Annotated in this window: 18 protein-coding genes; 10 read left to right on the top strand and 8 right to left on the bottom strand. The window is 38.2% G+C overall.

From position 1 onward, the window contains the following. Positions 1-7 precede the first annotated feature (7 nt). The 3 genes from EWU23_RS04035 to EWU23_RS04025 are packed head-to-tail and all read left to right on the top strand — an operon-like array spanning position 8 to position 1,538. On the top strand, positions 8-487 hold the full coding sequence (locus EWU23_RS04035; RefSeq protein WP_166229121.1) for an OB-fold protein: 480 nt from the start codon (positions 8-10) through the stop codon (positions 485-487). An 18-nt stretch (positions 488-505) separates the two neighbouring features. After that, positions 506-1,075, top strand: coding sequence for a YceI family protein (locus tag EWU23_RS04030; protein ID WP_166229119.1), 570 nt, complete (start codon positions 506-508; stop codon positions 1,073-1,075). Position 1,076: 1 nt separating this feature from the next. Continuing rightward, complete coding sequence (locus EWU23_RS04025) at positions 1,077-1,538, top strand: thioredoxin family protein (protein ID WP_166229117.1); 462 nt, start codon at positions 1,077-1,079, stop codon at positions 1,536-1,538. Between the two features lie 36 nt (positions 1,539-1,574). Here the strand turns inward: EWU23_RS04025 and EWU23_RS14130 are convergent, their stop codons facing one another. Together EWU23_RS14130 and EWU23_RS04020 are read right to left on the bottom strand one after the other, a co-directional pair. Beyond that, the gene (locus tag EWU23_RS14130; RefSeq protein WP_262886075.1) at positions 1,575-1,697 is read right to left on the bottom strand and encodes a hypothetical protein; all 123 of its coding nucleotides are present in this window, start codon (positions 1,695-1,697) and stop codon (positions 1,575-1,577) included. Positions 1,698-1,969: 272 nt separating this feature from the next. After that, entirely contained in the window at positions 1,970-2,896 is a 927-nt protein-coding gene (locus EWU23_RS04020) for a helix-turn-helix domain-containing protein (RefSeq protein WP_166229115.1), read from the bottom strand. Between the two features lie 93 nt (positions 2,897-2,989). Between EWU23_RS04020 and EWU23_RS04015 the strand changes: the two genes are divergently transcribed. Next, on the top strand, positions 2,990-3,748 hold the full coding sequence (locus EWU23_RS04015) for a hypothetical protein (RefSeq protein WP_166229113.1): 759 nt from the start codon (positions 2,990-2,992) through the stop codon (positions 3,746-3,748). Positions 3,749-3,809: 61 nt separating this feature from the next. After that, positions 3,810-4,571 carry a hypothetical protein gene (locus EWU23_RS04010; protein ID WP_166229111.1) on the top strand — a complete coding sequence of 254 codons (762 nt, stop codon included), beginning with the start codon at positions 3,810-3,812 and terminating at the stop codon, positions 4,569-4,571. Here EWU23_RS04010 and EWU23_RS04005 read toward each other — a convergent pair. From EWU23_RS04005 to EWU23_RS03985, 5 genes are all read right to left on the bottom strand, one after another. After that, the gene (locus EWU23_RS04005; RefSeq protein WP_235942143.1) at positions 4,568-5,488 is read right to left on the bottom strand and encodes an alpha/beta hydrolase; all 921 of its coding nucleotides are present in this window, start codon (positions 5,486-5,488) and stop codon (positions 4,568-4,570) included. The two genes, EWU23_RS04010 and EWU23_RS04005, sit on opposite strands and share 4 nt — an antisense overlap. 298 nt (positions 5,489-5,786) lie before the next feature. Beyond that, complete coding sequence (locus tag EWU23_RS04000) at positions 5,787-8,021, bottom strand: xanthine dehydrogenase family protein molybdopterin-binding subunit (protein ID WP_166229109.1); 2,235 nt, start codon at positions 8,019-8,021, stop codon at positions 5,787-5,789. Between the two features lies 1 nt (position 8,022). After that, the gene (locus EWU23_RS03995) at positions 8,023-8,481 is read right to left on the bottom strand and encodes a (2Fe-2S)-binding protein (RefSeq protein ID WP_166229107.1); all 459 of its coding nucleotides are present in this window, start codon (positions 8,479-8,481) and stop codon (positions 8,023-8,025) included. A gap of 63 nt (positions 8,482-8,544) precedes the next feature. Then, positions 8,545-9,405 carry an aldo/keto reductase gene (locus EWU23_RS03990; RefSeq protein WP_166229105.1) on the bottom strand — a complete coding sequence of 287 codons (861 nt, stop codon included), beginning with the start codon at positions 9,403-9,405 and terminating at the stop codon, positions 8,545-8,547. Between the two features lie 9 nt (positions 9,406-9,414). Continuing rightward, positions 9,415-10,329, bottom strand: a complete 915-nt coding sequence (locus EWU23_RS03985) for a helix-turn-helix domain-containing protein (RefSeq protein WP_166229103.1) — start codon at positions 10,327-10,329, stop codon at positions 9,415-9,417. A gap of 167 nt (positions 10,330-10,496) precedes the next feature. On the opposite strand from EWU23_RS03985, the gene EWU23_RS03980 reads away from it, so the two are divergent. The 3 genes from EWU23_RS03980 to EWU23_RS03965 all read left to right on the top strand — a co-directional run bounded on the left by EWU23_RS03980 (position 10,497) and on the right by EWU23_RS03965 (position 13,894). Then, positions 10,497-10,949: a nuclear transport factor 2 family protein gene (locus tag EWU23_RS03980; RefSeq protein ID WP_166229101.1), complete on the top strand. Its 453-nt coding sequence runs from the start codon at positions 10,497-10,499 to the stop codon at positions 10,947-10,949. A gap of 37 nt (positions 10,950-10,986) precedes the next feature. Next, complete coding sequence (locus EWU23_RS03975) at positions 10,987-11,427, top strand: nuclear transport factor 2 family protein (RefSeq protein ID WP_166229099.1); 441 nt, start codon at positions 10,987-10,989, stop codon at positions 11,425-11,427. A 241-nt stretch (positions 11,428-11,668) separates the two neighbouring features. Then, the gene (locus EWU23_RS03965) at positions 11,669-13,894 is read left to right on the top strand and encodes a xanthine dehydrogenase family protein molybdopterin-binding subunit (protein ID WP_166229097.1); all 2,226 of its coding nucleotides are present in this window, start codon (positions 11,669-11,671) and stop codon (positions 13,892-13,894) included. A gap of 91 nt (positions 13,895-13,985) precedes the next feature. Here the strand turns inward: EWU23_RS03965 and EWU23_RS03960 are convergent, their stop codons facing one another. Further along, complete coding sequence (locus EWU23_RS03960) at positions 13,986-14,618, bottom strand: hypothetical protein (RefSeq protein WP_166229095.1); 633 nt, start codon at positions 14,616-14,618, stop codon at positions 13,986-13,988. 108 nt (positions 14,619-14,726) lie between these two features. Between EWU23_RS03960 and EWU23_RS03955 the strand changes: the two genes are divergently transcribed. Further along, positions 14,727-15,068 (top strand): winged helix-turn-helix transcriptional regulator, encoded by a 342-nt coding sequence (locus EWU23_RS03955; RefSeq protein ID WP_166229093.1) that lies wholly within the window; start codon positions 14,727-14,729, stop codon positions 15,066-15,068. Positions 15,069-15,089: 21 nt separating this feature from the next. Next, on the top strand, positions 15,090-16,664 hold the full coding sequence (locus tag EWU23_RS03950) for a carboxylesterase/lipase family protein (RefSeq protein WP_166229091.1): 1,575 nt from the start codon (positions 15,090-15,092) through the stop codon (positions 16,662-16,664). The last annotated feature ends 73 nt before the right edge of the window (positions 16,665-16,737 follow it).

Here is a 16,737-nt window from a genome sequence, read left to right as displayed (position 1 = left end):
ATTTACAATGAAAAAAATAGCTCGAAAGGTATGGGTAATAAGTGCCATAATACTACTAGTAATCACCGCATTTTTAGTATTTCAATTTCAAATGCCACATAGGGATGTCGTTTCATTAGAGGCAGATTATTCTATTTCTGCAAATGAATTGGTCGATGAATATTTATTGGATCCTAAAAAAGCAAATCAAAAATATCTTGATGCAGAAGGTGATTCAAAAATATTGTCCGTAAACGGAAAGGTTTCAAAATTTGAAAAGGATTTAGCAGGTAATATCGTTCTCCTTTTGAAACAAGAAAATAGTAAAGCAGGCATTCAATGTACCTTCACAAAAAAAACGAATAAACATACTAAGGATATAAAAATTGGAGATTTAGTACAAATAAAAGGTGTCATCAGATCAGGTGCTTCTTATGATGCTGATCTTCAAATGTATGAGGATGTTATTTTAGAAAAATGTGACATAAAACAATCATTAGAATTTTAAACTATAAACATAATAAACATGAAAAAATTACATCTATTGGGGTTCGTATTACTAGCCTCTTTTTTCACTACTTCTTCCTTTACTATGGTAGAGGAGAGATTAATAAGTAATACCATACTTATCAAGATCTTTTCTCATACGGTTGCTGAAGATATTGAAGCTCAAAATTTTAAATCTATTGGGACTATAGACACACAAACTGGGGAAGTTGTTTTTTCTGTTCCCATGCAAAGCTTTGAATTCGAAAAAGCCTTGATGCAGAAACATTTTAATAATAACAAATTTCTAGATACCAAGCAATTTCCCAAAGCTAAGTTAGTGGGGAAAATTACCAATCTATCTGCTATCCATTTCGACAAAGATGGAACATATCCAGCTCAAATTACTGGAGAATTAACGATGAAAGATAAAACCAATACAATAAGGGAAAAAGGGAGCATCAATGTAAAAGGAAAAAATATTTTTGTGGATAGTAAATTTTTCGTCGTTTTAGCTGAGTATGGAATTGCTTTCACTAGTGGAAAACCCTCAACAAATATTAATAAATCTATTGATATAAATGTCCATGCGGAATTTAAACAGAACTAACATGAAAAGTATCATATTTGTCACCCTAGGTCTTGCTACCTTGTTTACGATATACTTATTTGAAAACCCCTCTGTTGACTTTCATAAAGATCCCAATGGAGGTATTATTTTTCAAAAAGAAAATTGGACTGGCGCTTTAGCTAGAGCTAAAAAGGAAAATAAAATTGTTTTTTTAGATGTTTTTGCGACTTGGTGCGGCCCTTGTAAAAAGCTTAAAAAATATACTTTTTCTGACCAAGAAGTGGGGACTTTTTTCAATCAAAATTTTATTAATGTAGCACTAGATGGGGAACAAGAAGAGGGTAGAATTTTAAGTACAACATACGATATCTCGGGATATCCAACCTTACTTTTTATTTTTCCTAATGGGGAAATTTTACTCAAATCAAGTGGTTATTTAACTAGTAAAGAATTATTATCCACAGGCAAACAAATTCTGAATAGTCAGCACATTAGGCAGTAAATATATAACAAAATTATCCTCCTGAAAATTATACTTTCAGGAGGATTTTTTGACTAATTGATTTTCAATATTTGTTTGGTATATGGTTGAAAAATAACTGGCCCAAGCAATCCATCCATAGGCTTGAATAATTCCACGGTCAGCTACGGCTTTATTCAAGGAAAAGAATCGATTATTTAAGGTTGTACTTACTGAAACTTCATCTTATTGACACCTACTTGTAAACTGGATCCTAGATCTACTTTTGCGCTAATTTGGCCGATGGCCACTGTTTGACCATTTACTTTTAAACTAAAGGCATCTACTACCTGACCTAAGCTGATGGTCGTGAATATGAGACGAAAAGCTCATATTCATTGATTTTACTCAAATGCGGTTTTTCTTGAAAACAAGCATCGTCTTGCAAAAAATACAGCAAAAGTTTAGAAAATCTACCGATTCAAATTTCGTCGATATTCAATCGGAGTAAGACCCATTTTATTCTTAAAAAAGCGCGTGAAATGTGACGCATACGTAAAGCCCAATTGATGAGAAATTTCACTAATATTCTTCTCAAAATCATGCAATAATTCTTTCGCCTGATTAATCATTATTTGATGCATAATTTCAATAGGCGTTTGCTGGGTTTCTTTCTTAATAACATCTCCTAAATAATTGGTCGATATATGCAATTTATTCGCAAAATAATTTATCGTTGGCAATCCATAATCATCTGATTTACTTGTGATTATAAACTCTCTTACTAAATCAGCAAATTTATCAGAAATGAGTTGATGCAAGGGTTGTCGACTCGTAAATTGTCTTTGATAATATCGGCTGCAATAATCCAAAAGTAATTCGATATTTGTAACAATTAATTTCTTACTTAAAGCATCTAATTCTGGGCTAATTTCTCGATTAATTTTAGCTATAATTTCCATCACATTATTTCTTTCTTCTTCATCCACATGCAAGGCTTCATTATGTTCATAGGAAAAAAAGGAATATCTATGAATTTGCTTCTGTAAAGAAGTTCCTCGAATTAACTCTTCATCAAATACAAGACATAAACCTTGGGGGACCGATAAGCTTCCTACTTTGTCTACTTTATAGATCTGATTGGGTGCAAAAAACAAGAGCGTCCCTGCATCGTAATCATATTGACTAATACCATATTTCAAATCCCCACAATGGATATCTTTCAACATAATGCAGTAAAAACCCAAACGCATCCATTCCCGGCATTTAGGTGTGGATTTTGAAAAATCTATGATACTTATCCAAGGATTAATAGTTGAATGCTCATTATAGGCATTACATGATTCTACTGAATCCAAATTCCTAATGGCAAAGTCTTTTTCCTTAATCTTATCTTCCATATGGCTATAAAATGGTAAGCATTTCCGTAAAATGTATAATCCTCAGCCAATCGAAACAGGCTAATTTTACAATTTAAAGCAAATTAAACGGAAATGAAAAAAGCAGGCATTTATCTCCTTTGTCTATTCTTATTACAATCAAAAACTACCTTTTCTCAAGAGATTCAACTACCAAAGCCTACCCAAATTACTGGTTCTATAGGTATCACCAACAATGGTCTTTCAATTATTCCTTCTTTCTCATTGGAAAAGCCCGCTACCATAGTTAATATGTCCGTTTCCAAAGGAAGGTTCAGCTTTGACCCAGAATTAGCCTTTTCACTAGAAGCCAAACCTTGGTATTCCCTATTTTGGTTTCGCTATAACCTAAGTCCAAATCAATCAAAATTTAAGATGAATGTGGGGACGCATTTAGGTCTCAATTTTGTTACAATGCCCATCCCTACCACGAATGATTCTATCCAAATTCAAAAAACGGATCGCTATTTTGTTCTAGAAATGTTTCCTCGTTATCAATTGTCCAAACATCTAACCATGGGAATCTACTTTTTAAGGTCGCATGGTTTGGATGCTGGCACTTTACGTACTTTAAACTTTGTCACACTGTATGCCGATATATCCCAAATTCTACTAAGTAAAAAAGTAACTTTGGGCATTACTCCGCAATTGTATTACCTCAACATCGACGGCAATGACGGCTATTATTTGACTTCTGAAATCAGTCTCTCTTTACAAGATTTTCCTATCATTTTTAAATCTACCATGAACAAAACCTTTGAATCTAAGGTAGAAGGCTCAAGGCCCTTTTTGTGGAATATCAAGCTCGTATATCCATTAAAAGGGGTAAAATAAGCCCCTAATTTCATTTTAGTAAAAAAATACGGACCTTTGCATCTCTCTTTAATCAATCCTAATGAAATTTAAAACCACGCTCTTGCTAGTATTCCTAGCAAGTGTCAACCATCTATTCGCTCAAACTGATACAACCAAAACACCTTCTTTTTTTGCTGGTCAAATTACTGCTACCAATAATGGCGTTTCTTTAATTCCATCTTTTTCCTTGGGTAAACCTGCCATATTATTTGATTTATCCATCGGTAAAGGCCGCTTGAGCTTTGATCCGATGTTCCGCTTTGGAATGGACGGGAAACCATGGGCATTTGTACTTTGGTGGAGATATAAAACCATCCAACAAAAAAACTTCAAAATGAGCGTGGGGGCGCATCCTGCCATTGTTTTTCGTACAGAAGATGCGAATGTCAATGGTATTAATACCAGTTATTTAAAAGTGCAGCGATTCTTTGCTTGGGAGGCCACACCCACCTTATCGGTCCACAAAAATATTGCCTTGGGGGTCAACTATTTAGGCTCGACTGGATTAACTAAAGACGTCACTCAAAGCACGACTTTTTTAGCATTTAAAACCATTTTCTCCAATCTCTCTTGGCACAAAAACTGGCAAGCGAGTATCATTCCTCAATTTTTCTACTTGAAAATGGATGATATAGACGGTACTTACTTAAGTGGGTCATTGATCATTTCCAAGAAAAAAAGTCCTATATCCTTAACCACTATTTTTAGCAAAAAATTAAGATCGGCTTTGGCGGGAGATGACCTTCTGTGGAGTGTTGGATTAAATTACAACTTCAATCACCAGTTTAGGAGAATAAATTAAGGCTGCTGTAAAGCTCCTTCTAGGAAATGCAACACCTTGGTTTTTAGCTCTTCTGTATCAAACATTCGCCCAAAATGCGGGGCATCTTTGACAATGATTAGCTCATTTTTTACTCCCACGCTGCTAAGCCATCCGCTCAACAATTTGGATTGTTTGTTGTTGACACTCTTGTCCTTCTCCCCATGAATAATTAAAAAGGATGGATCCTGTGCGTCTACATAACTTACCGGACTCGCTTTTTTGGCCAAATCTGGGCGCTCTATTGGAACAGCCCCCAATAATATGGCTTCTGGAGCCTTAGGGTCATCACTACTTTCAAGACCCGTTAAATCCGAAGGACCATAAAAATCCACGACAGCTTTGATATTGAATTTCTGAGCTTTCCCTTTCATGAAAAATTCAGGAATTTTGTTGTTATTGGCTAGGCCAACCAACGAGGCAAGGTGTCCACCGGCAGAAAAGCCCATAATAGCGATTTTGTTTTTATCTAGTTGGTACTTATCCGCCTGCTCGCAAAGAAAGGTTAGTGCTTGATAGCAATCTTGAATCTGCGCAGGAAAAATAGCCTGACTAGCCCAGCGGTAATCAATGGATGCCACGGCAAAGCCCCGATTGATCATGGCGGTCAGCGTATTCCCCATATAACCCATATCGGCATATTTATCATTCACCAACCAGCCTCCACCATGAATGAAGACCACCAAAGGAATTTTGCCCGTCGTATTAGCTGGCAAGTAAATATCTAATAAATGCTTTTTCAAGGTATCCTGAGCAAAAGGGATGTTGGCATGGAGAACTGTGCCGACAGGAAAAAGCTTTAACACAGGATTGGTGGCTTGGCCCAGCATGGAATTTACCTGCAATAGTAGGAATAGGCATAAGCCATAGGAGGTCAATTTCTTAGAAAGGAATGTCATCGTTGTATATCTAGATTACGATAATACAAAATTCATCCCGATTTCCGATAAAATGAGGGGGAAGCTCTGGATGAAGACTCCGTCTTTAGCGTATTGGCTAAACGTTTAAATCGCTATAGAAACAAATGAATTCTATAAAATTTTGATAAAAATGTCTGTTACCTTTCATTAAGGAAAAAACATGCTTCAATATGCATGTAAATGAAAAAATCTATCCCATCCAGCATGTAAAGTACTTTATTGAAATCCACGAAAAGCCCATACAATGGCATGGATGGGCTTTCTATTCCTGAAAAGACTAGCCTATTTGATTCCCAAAAGGCTGTTTGTACAATCGCTTACCTGTAGCCTTATAAAGTGCATTGGCCATGGCTCCAAAAATTGGTGGGAAAGGAGGCTCTCCCAAACCCGTAGGATCCGTCTCATTCGCTACAAAATGTACATCGATTTTCTTAGGCGCCTCATTATGGCGAATCATCCGATAGGTATCAAAATTCTTTTGATCTGTACGTCCATCTGTAAAACTTAAGTTACCAAATAATGCATTCCCTATTCCATCGATAGCTGCACCTTCTGCCATATTTTTGGCCCCTTCAGGATTTACGACAACTCCACAGTCCACTGCGGAAGTAACATGGTCTACAATTACCTGACCATCTTTCACTCGAAGGTCTATGACTTGTGCAGCATACGAATTGTGGCAGAAATAAGCCGATACACCGCGTTTTTTATTGGCATTCTCTGGCTTGCCCCATCCCGATTTATCGCGTACTAATTCCAACACGCCCATATAACGGGATGCATCATAATCATTGTTTTTACCTACAGGATTATCCTTGGCTCTTTGCAATAATTCCAAACGGAAAGCAATCGGGTCCTTGCCCATGTATTCTGAAACCTCATCTAAAAACGACTGCTCCGCCGCTGCATTGAAGTTGGATCGAGGTGCCCGGAAAGCTCCCACGGTGATGTTGGAAGGAATAAACCAGCTTTCTGCTAAATAATTATCCAATGCTCCCGCGGGAAAACGATTCGCATGTAAAGGTGATTCAGGAATGCCTCCGCCTTTAATGTGCATCGCTGTTAAACGCTTATTTTCATCAAATGCCGCACGATAGGTCAGCTGATAGGTTGGGCGATAAATACCTCCGCTTACATCATCTTCCCGACTGTAAACTAATTTAATAGGTGCATTAGCTTGCTTGGAAATCAAAGCGGCCTCCACCATATAATGACCATATGCCCGACGACCAAATCCACCACCCATACGGGCTAACTGTATCTCAATATTTTCTTTAGGAATCCCCAAACGCATTGCAATCGTATTGGCTATAAAATCTGGGCCCTGAATAGGTGCCACAAACCTCACTTTATTTCCTTGAAAATGAGCAAAAGTATTAGTCGGCTCCATAATATTATGTGCCAAAAATGGTGCGGTATAGGTGCGCTCAATAACATGCTTCGCTGCCTCAAAAGCTTTTTCTGGTTCACCATCTTTACGCTCCACACGACCTGGCTTTTTATCCATGGCCAACATGTCCGCATAATGCTTGGAAGTACTTTCCAGCCCAGCAGGAACAATCGTCTCACGGTTGTTCATGATCTCCTTGGTATCTGGTGCATTTTCCCAAACTACATTCAGCTTTTTACGTGCATTCATCACATCCCATGTTGTCTTACCTACTACCGCAATGACTTCATTGAATGAACGAGTATCAAACATGGCCAATTTTTGTGTAGGCTCATACACTTGAATCGTGAATACATCCACAATCCCAGGCATTTTTTTGGCTGCCGTAGCATCAAATGATTTCAAACGCATGCCAAAAGCAGGGGGACGCTCGGTCATGGCAATGAGCATTCCTGCTTCTTTATAATCCATACCAAACAAGGGTTGACCATGGACAATCTTTGGTCCTTCCACATTTTTCTGTGGAGTTCCTAAAAGTCTAAACCCTTTATTCGCTTTTAATACGATGTCTTTGGGTACTGGCAATTTGGATGCTGCGGTAGAGAAAGAACCATAGCTTGCTGATTTTCCACTAGCGGCATGTTTCACCCGTCCTTTGGAAGTTGTCAATTCCGAAACAGGAACATTCCATGCTTGGCTAGCTGCCGTCAAGATCATTTGCCGAGCCGATGCTCCTGCAGTACGAAGTAGTTTCCAAGCTGACCGGATCGACTGGCTTCCTCCCGTAAATTGGCGGCTAAAAAGCGCAGGATTGTAACTTGCTTGTTCTACTACGATGCTTTTAAAATCAACGTCCAATTCCTCAGCAATCAGCATCGGTAATGAGGTCATGACATTCTGTCCAAACTCAGGATTAGGAGAGAAAATCTTAATTACATTTTCTGGAGTGATTTTAATATAACTTGTCAGCTCTTGCCAAGTAGGTTCAATATTCAATGCCGCTAAAGTCGCTTCCGGTTTCGCACTTGCCAACCACGAAATACCTAACATCAAACCTCCGCCTGAAAGTGAAGAAACTTTTAAAAACGAGCGTCTACTGTAAGTTGTGTCTGTCTTTTTCATGTTACTTAGAGGCTGCTTGTTGGATGGCTTTTTTAATACGCGTATAGGTTCCGCATCGACAAATATTTCCAGACATAAAATTGTCAATATCTACTTCGCTGGGATGCGGATTGCTTTTTAATAAAGCTGCCGCACTCATGATTTGACCTGATTGGCAATAACCACATTGAGCCACATCTACATCTAACCAAGCCTTTTGAACAGGATGATCTCCTTTTTCTGCAAGCCCTTCAATGGTGGTGATATTTTGATTGGCCAAAGCTGAAATAGGCAATTGGCAGGAACGAACTGCGATACCATTTAAATGTACCGTGCATGCACCACATGAACCCACACCACAACCATACTTGGTTCCTTTTAAATCTAATACATCTCGAAGCACCCACAAAAGCGGCATGTTTTCATCTGCCTCAACAGTCTGAGATTTCTTGTTAATCCGTAAGGTGAATTTCTTTATCATGGTTTGATATTTATAAAAAGGTGTACAAATGTATTCAAATAGAAAGCGTAAAAATTACACAAATCAAACAATTCCATTTTCTATATTCCTTGTTCCCAACCATTTAACCATAGTAGGATCGCGGTGATCAAAAAAGCTACTGGTCTTTGTATCCAATGTTTGAATCATTTCCATTTCTCCTTCAGTCAGACTGAAATCAAATATTTGAAAATTCTCAACCATCCGATATCGATTAACTGTTTTAGGAATAACTACAATTCCCCGCTGGATAAGCCAACGTAAAATAATTTGAGCGATGGATTTTCCATGTGCCTGAGCTATAGAAGCCAGCACCGAATTTTCAAACATCCCATTTTTCCCTTCGGCAAAAGGGCCCCAAGATTCCATTTGAATTTGATGCTCCTGCAAAAATTGTTGGTTCGTAATTTGTTGTTGAAATGGATGTGTTTCTACTTGATTGATGGCTGGAACTACCTCCGTATGATTCAGTAAGTCCACAATACGATCAGGTTGAAAATTACTTACGCCAATCGCTCGGATGCGCCCTTCATGGTATAATTTTCCCATGGCACGCCATTCTCCAAATACATCCCCGTAAGGCTGATGAATCAAATATAAATCTAGATAATCAAGCTGCAATTTTTGCATCGATGTATCAAAGGCAGCTAAAGTCCCTTCAAATCCCTTTCCTTGAACCCAAAATTTAGTGGTGATGAATATCTCTTGGCGGGGTATTTGAGAAGACTTAATGGCCAACCCTACTGCAGCTTCATTACCATACGATGCGGCCGTGTCAATGGACCGATAACCCACTTCCAAGGCTTCACTGACACTTTTTTCACAAGCAAAAGCATCAGGAATTTGGAATACTCCAAAACCTAAAATGGGCATTTCAACACCGTTATTTAACGATACAAAAGACATAAATGTAGATTAATTCAGATGGCGGAATTGCAAAGGTGTATTTCCTACGTGTTGTTTAAAGACCCTTGTAAAATGCTGTGGATATTTAAACCCTAAATCATGGGCAATTTCGTTGATGGATTTTCCCCCATCAAAAATGCGTTCTTTGGCTACATCAATTAATTTATTCTGAATCAATTCCTTCACCGATTTTCCTGTTTCTTTTTTAATTAAATCCCCAAAATAATTGGGAGAAAGATGTAGTTCATCAGCAAAATATGCTACAGACGGCAGACCTACTATTTGTGGCTTCTCCGACAAGAAATAGGTATTTAATAAGTCTTCAAATTTGGACAAAACACCTTGATTGACATGTTCTCTAGAAATAAATTGGCGGTCATAAAAGCGTTCGCAATAATTCAAAAACAATTCAATATTAGCTGTTATCAATTTCTTGCTGTGTTTATCCACTGCTTGATTCAATTCAAATTCAATCTTGGCTAGACAATCCAATACAACCTGTCTTTCAGCATCCGAAATGTGCAAAGCTTCGTTGGATTTATAACTAAAAAAATGATATAAAGGGATAGCCTTGGCTAGTGCAGTTCCAAGAATCAAATCAGGATGAAAAACCAGACCATAACCTTTAGGCTGGTAAGGCTCTCCTGGAATCTCAAATTCGGATACTTGACCAGGGGCAAAAAAGACTAATGTTCCAGCTTGGTAATCATAGGTATGTCGACCGTACACAATATCTCCACATTTGACATCTTTCAAATAAATACAATACAGGCCATATTGAAATTTGACACGAGTTATCGACTTCCCCCAATCACGTACGTTCGCTTTAGAAAAATCTATGACACTCACTAAAGGGTGAAGTGTGGTATGATTATTGGCCGCATTATACTCGCTAATTTGGTTAAGGTCAATTACTTTTTCCATGATTTTCAAATTTGTTCCAAATGTAACTATTTCACTTATAGCTGATTCTCCCTATAATATGAATGAGTAAAAATGGTAGAAAATTCAGTAGTTTATCTACTTGTGTAAAAAATAATAATAGGACATTTGTTTAAAATTTACACTTAAAATTATACCTCATTAGACATATGAAATCGACTATCTTAACTTTCGTATTTACCTTATTTTTCATTCAATTGGGTTTGGCCCAACAAAGCAATGAAAAGCAAGCGCTTATCCAACTTTCCAATGACAAATGGCAATGGATGTCAGACAAAGATGGCACTAAATTAGATGCCTTATTTGATACTAAATCCAAATTTGTGCACATGAGTGGTACTTGGAAAAAAGAGGAAGAACTTGATATCATCAAAACGGGTAGAATTTGGTATAAAAAAGCCACGGTAAAAGATACAGCGGTTGAGCTTTTTGGTAATACCGCCATTGTCTGGAATCGTATAACTTTAGATGCGGTGGTAAGGGAACAAGTTGCCATTACAGAATTTACAGTAACAGAGGTCTACCAAAAAAATGGTCAAGATTGGAAGCTGTTAGCTTTAACATTCAGTAGCGTACGAGACACGCATCAAATCAAACATTAATCATCCTTATATACCCCTTAATTTTAAAACACATACCATGAAAAAAGCCTTATTTTCTTTCCTTTTCATCCTAACCGCTAGCGTGGAGATGATGGCTCAAACTTCATCTGCCGACCAGGAGATTATTCAACTTTCCAAAGATAAATGGCAATGGATGGCCGATAAAGAAGCTGATAAGTTAAGCCAACTTTTCCATGAAAAATCCGTTTTTGTCCACATGGGAGGAAGCTGGGGAAAAGACCGTGAAATTAACATCATCAAAGGCGGTATGATTCATTATAAAAAAGCCGATATCCATTCTATTTCTGTTAATATTATTGATTCTACAGCCATTTTATTGAATCGAATAACTTTACTGGCAGTAGTAGGTGGGAATGAAGTGACCAATCCATTTGAAGTAACAGAAGTTTACGTGAAACAAAATGGGGCTTGGAAACTAGGTTCTCTCTCCTTCACCAAACTAAATACCAATAACTAACCTATCATTTCCTTTGTGTCATGAAAAGAGTCCCAACATCATTTAGTATGGTGGTGATGTTACCGTGATTCACCTGCCCGAAATTGGAATCAAAGGAAATACCCCCTTTCCCTTTTCGGATTTGAACCATGTAGAAATGGCCGAGCTTTTACATAATTTCTTGAAAAATAAAGGTTTAGATTAAGCGTTAATCCCAAAATCAGATTACCTTGGATTCTTCCTTATAAACCATTTCGATATCATGGAAAAACTAAACCGTAGATCTTTTCTACAATCTGCCGCGTTGAGTAGTGGTGGATTCATGTTAAGTTTTAGCTACTTCTCCAGTTTTGCCTCCACAGGAGATAACGCTAAAGTTGCCCCGGGAACTCAGCATGAAATAAATGGTTTTGTAAAAATCACCTCCGATAATATCATTCAAATCATGTCGCCAAACCCTGAGGGGGGTCAAGGAGTAAAAACCTCCATGCCCATGATCGTAGCAGAGGAGTTGGATGTGGATTGGAAACAAGTGCAGGTGATTCAAGCAGATTTAGATACCAAACATTTTACAAGACAATACATCGGTGGAAGCCAAGCAATTCATCAAGGCTGGATGCCACTCCGACAAGCAGGTGCCACAGCCCGTCGGATGTTGATGAAGGCGGCAGCTAAACAATGGCAAGTACCGGTAGAGGAAATAAGTACTTCACTTGGTGTTTTACATCATAAAAAAAGTGGCAAATCGGCTAAATATGGTGATTTGGCCAGCCTTGCTGCCCAAATCAATGTTCCACAAAATACTCCATTAAAATCAGTCAAAGATTTTTCTATCATTGGGAAATCCAAACAAAATGTAGACTTAAAAAAGATCGTCACGGGTCAGCCTTTGTATGGAATTGATACTCAAGTAAAAGGCATGCTCCATGCCATGATTGTCCATCCACCTGCCTTTGGTCTGGAGTTAAAGTCTATTAATGATTCCGAAGCCCGTAAAATGCGAGGCATCAAGGATATTTTCCCCATCAAAGTCTTTAATGATGGTTATGAAAAATCCTTTTTTGATACCATTAGTTTCAACCAAGTTGTGGCTATTGTAGGAAATTCAACTTGGGAAGTGTTGCAAGCCAAAAAAGTCTTGCAAGTAGAATGGCAGGAGATTAAAAGCTATACTCAAAATAGGAATATGCTAGGCCGTAAAACGGTCGAAAACATTCCTGCTGGATTGGAAAACACCAGCCAGCATGTGGCCCAAATGTCGGCTAAAAAAGATTCATTTGCTACGGTCAGACGTAAAGATGGAGATGTGGAAGCGGCCTTTAAACAGGCGGCAAAAATTATAGAAAAGACCTATTATGGGCCCTATTTAGCTCATAATTGCATGGAGCCCATGAACTTTTTTGCCGACGTGAAAGCGAACTCTGCCAGTTTAGCTGGACCAATACAAAAACCTGAATTAACGGAACAATCTCTTTCTGCCCGGATAAGTATTCCTTTGGATAAAATCAATATCAAAATGACCCGACTAGGCGGAGGGTTTGGAAAGCGTTCTTACGCCCATTGGATGATTGAAGCCGCCCTCATTTCTCAAAAAGTGCAAGCACCAGTCAAATTACAATATACTCGAGAAGACGATATGACTTCCGGGGTTTATCGTTCTACCTATTCCGCTACTTACAAGGCTGGTTTAGATGCGCAAAATAATTTGATTGCCTTTCATGTGAAAGCAGGGGGAATTCCCGAATCTCCGCTTTATCCCAACCGCTTTCCAGCTGGTGCCGTGGATCATTATTTAGCAGAAGAATGGACCATAGATTCCAATATTACAGTGGGTTCTTTCAGAGCACCACGCTCCAATTTTATGGCGGCAGCAGAACAGTCTTTCTTGGATGAAGTGGCTGAACTGGCCGGTAAAGATCCCATTGATTTTCGTTTGGAATTGCTAAAGCGGGCAGCCGAAAAACCAGTTGGCAAAAACAATGAATATGAACCTGAAAGATATGCTGGTGTATTAAAATTGGTCCAAGAAAAATCGAATTGGAAAAACATTAAATCCACCAAGAAAGTGGGCGTTTCTGCCTATTTCTGCCATGATTCCTATGCTGCCAATGTCATTGAATTGGACATGAAAGATGGCATGCCTGTGATTGAAAAAGTGCATTGTGCCATCGATTGTGGCATTGTCATTAATCCTACGGGGGCCAGGAATATGGTGGAAGGGGGCGTGATAGATGGAATTGGCTCTGCTTTATTTGGGAAAATGACTTTGGAACAAGGCGTACCACAACATAAAAATTTTGATACCTACCGCATGATACGCATGAATGAGGCTCCCAAAACCATGAATATCCATTTTGTTAAAAATGAAATTGATCCGAGTGGCATGGGAGAACCTGCGTATCCACCCGTATTTGCTGCATTAGCCAATGCCCTATACAAGGCCACGGGTAAACGTCATTATGCGCAACCCTTTATCGACAATTTGTAAGTCTATTTGGGTGTATATTTTCATGAAAGTTACAGCTTTGGGATAATGTAAAGTGGCTTAAATCATTGATATTCCAAACCATATTTCGCTCTCATAATGAATATTTTAGACCTACCGTGCTAATAAAAAATTGGTCTTTAGGTGTAAAATTGACAAAAGCCTTTGCTTGAAAATGAGAATTAATATCATATGAAATCGTTTCAGCTACACCTGTCAAATCCCCTAAATCTAAGTAATACATTTGCGTTAAAAAATTCCATTTATTCTTGTGGTAATTTGCATGAACTGAAGAAAATGTCGCTTTAAAATCATTATTTCTACCCCTCCCATTCAAGAAAAAGGCCCCCATCAAAACATTGTTAGTTAAAGGATAAGACAAGGTTAATTCTTGTCCAAAAATGCTAGTAACTTGATAATTTTCAGATACTTGCATGGCTGGTAAATGAAGGCCTGCTATTGCTTTAAACTTTTTGTTGATCAATTTATATCTTGAAATCAATATAATTCCCGTAGGAGTTAAACTCTTCAACCGAACCATGTACATAATATGACCTGATAATTTCCTTTGTGGATTTGTTCCTGCGTTAAGAATAAGATTGGGTTCTCTGGATGTAAAAGCAGGAATAAAGGAAAATCCTCCTGAACTTACTTCAATACTTCCCGTTTGGGCAGAGGACAAAAATGTGTTGAATATAAATAGTAAAAAAAGTAAACTCTTTTTCATGTTGAACATTGCTATTGGATAAATATTTCAACAAATTTACGGCCATTGGTATACTTTAGTAACTAAAAAAGTGAATAGTAGTAACCTCTAAGTAACTAATATTTTTCTATGCGTTTTATCGACAACCCTTATCAATGCCCCGTCACTCGGACCATGTCCATCATTGGTGGAAAATGGAAACCCATCATCATCAATTGCCTAGGCGATAAGTCGCTCCGTTTTGGTAAACTCAATCAACTCATGCCAGCTATATCCAATAAGGTTTTATCCAATGAACTAAAAGAATTGGAAGCCTTGACTTTGATTGAACGAACGGAATTTCAAGAGCTCCCCCCTCGGGTGGAATATAAATTAACCATGGCAGGACAAAGTCTTTTACCATTAATGCATGAAGTCGCGAAATGGGGAAATTCTCATTTAGCCAAACAACTAGAAACTCAATTACACTAAACCACCAAACCGACCATTCACATGAAAAAAACTGTTCTACTTTCCTTCATTTTCCTGCTTTCTTATTTCTTTGGAATACCTGCCACATTTGCTAATGAACCTGTGGGTTTAACTATAAAATTAACATCAGGTTACATTCAGGGGAAATCAGAAAAAAGTGGAATCAAATCTTTTAAAGGCATTCCCTTTGCGGCTCCTCCCATAGGTAACTTACGGTGGAAAGCTCCCCAACCTGTTGCCGCTTGGGAAGGAGTAAAATCGTGTCAGGCTTTTGGGCCAAGTGCTATTCAAGCTCCGCCAGCTCCATTTTATATGTGGTCAGAAGAATTTTTGATTCCCAAAGAACCCATAAGTGAAGACTGCTTATACCTCAATGTTTGGACTGATGCCCAAAAAACCATAGATAAAAAACCCGTAATGGTTTGGATCCATGGGGGCGGTTTTTCTTCTGGAGGGGGGTCTGTTCCCATTTATGATGGAGAAAAATTAGCCGCCCAAGGTGTTGTATATGTGAGCATCAACTACCGTGTGGGTATTTTTGGATTTTTTGCTCATCCTGAATTAAGCAAAGAATCGCCTCTGCATGCTTCGGGCAATTACGGTCTTTTGGATCAAATAGAGGCCTTAAAATGGGTAAAACAGCATATTGCTCAATTTGGAGGGGATCCCAATAATGTGACCATAGCTGGACAATCGGCAGGTTCTATGGCGGTGGTTAGTTTGGTCGCATCTCCTTTAGCTAAGGGACTATTTCATAAGGCCATTGCTGAAAGTGGAGCAGGCTTACTGCCAAGAAACCCATTAGTATCCAAACAAGCTTTAGTTGGTCTAACAGAATCGGAAGAACAAGGTAAAAAAGCCATGGAAACCATAGGTTTGCAAACCTTAGATCAAATGCGAGCAATGCCTGCTGAAGAATTACGCAAAAAAGTTTCCAGTAGAAGTGGAGTCATTGTAGATGGATATTTTATGCCCGAAAGCATCGAGCGTATTTTTAACGAGAAAAAACAGAATAAAGTCCCTTTGCTGACAGGTTGGAATGAAGACGAAGGACTGGTGATGGGGCCTTACAAAAAGGCAGAAGCCTTTAAAGCAGATATTGAAAAACAGTATGGAAATTATGCTTCTGAATTATTAAAATTTTATCCTGCCAACAATGATTCGATAGCCGTCAATTCTCAAAATCGGCTTTCTCGAGACGTGATTTTTGGAGCTCCGAATTTTATTCTGGCAAATCTACATAGTGATCAAGGCCATCCAGTTTATGTATATCGCTTTAGCCGTGTAGTTCCGGCATATGGAGAATACAAAAAGTTCAAAGCGTTTCATACAGGGGAAGTTCCTTACGCCTTGAATACACTTCATTTGGTCAATCGACCTTGGGAAAAAGAAGATCTAGCCTTAGCTAATACCATGTCTTCGTATTGGGTCAACTTTGCTAAGTTGGGAAATCCCAATGCAAAGGGTTTGCCTACTTGGCCTGCATTTAATTCTTCTTCTTTAGAAATTATTAAATTGGATAAACAGGTAGATAATGTAAAAATACCAGACGCTACAAGCTTAAATTACTTTTATCACCACCTGTATTTAAACTAAACATCTACATTAGATGCATGTCTTTACTTAAAATTCATTTCTTCCTTCTCCAAAATCACCACCAACAGTATGT

Origin of the sequence: Aquirufa beregesia (genome assembly GCF_011090385.1) — a bacterium.
GTDB lineage: Bacteria > Bacteroidota > Bacteroidia > Cytophagales > Spirosomataceae > Aquirufa > Aquirufa beregesia.
The sequence above is the reverse complement of the archived record's forward strand: the minus strand, read 5'-3'. Positions and strand labels throughout refer to the sequence as shown.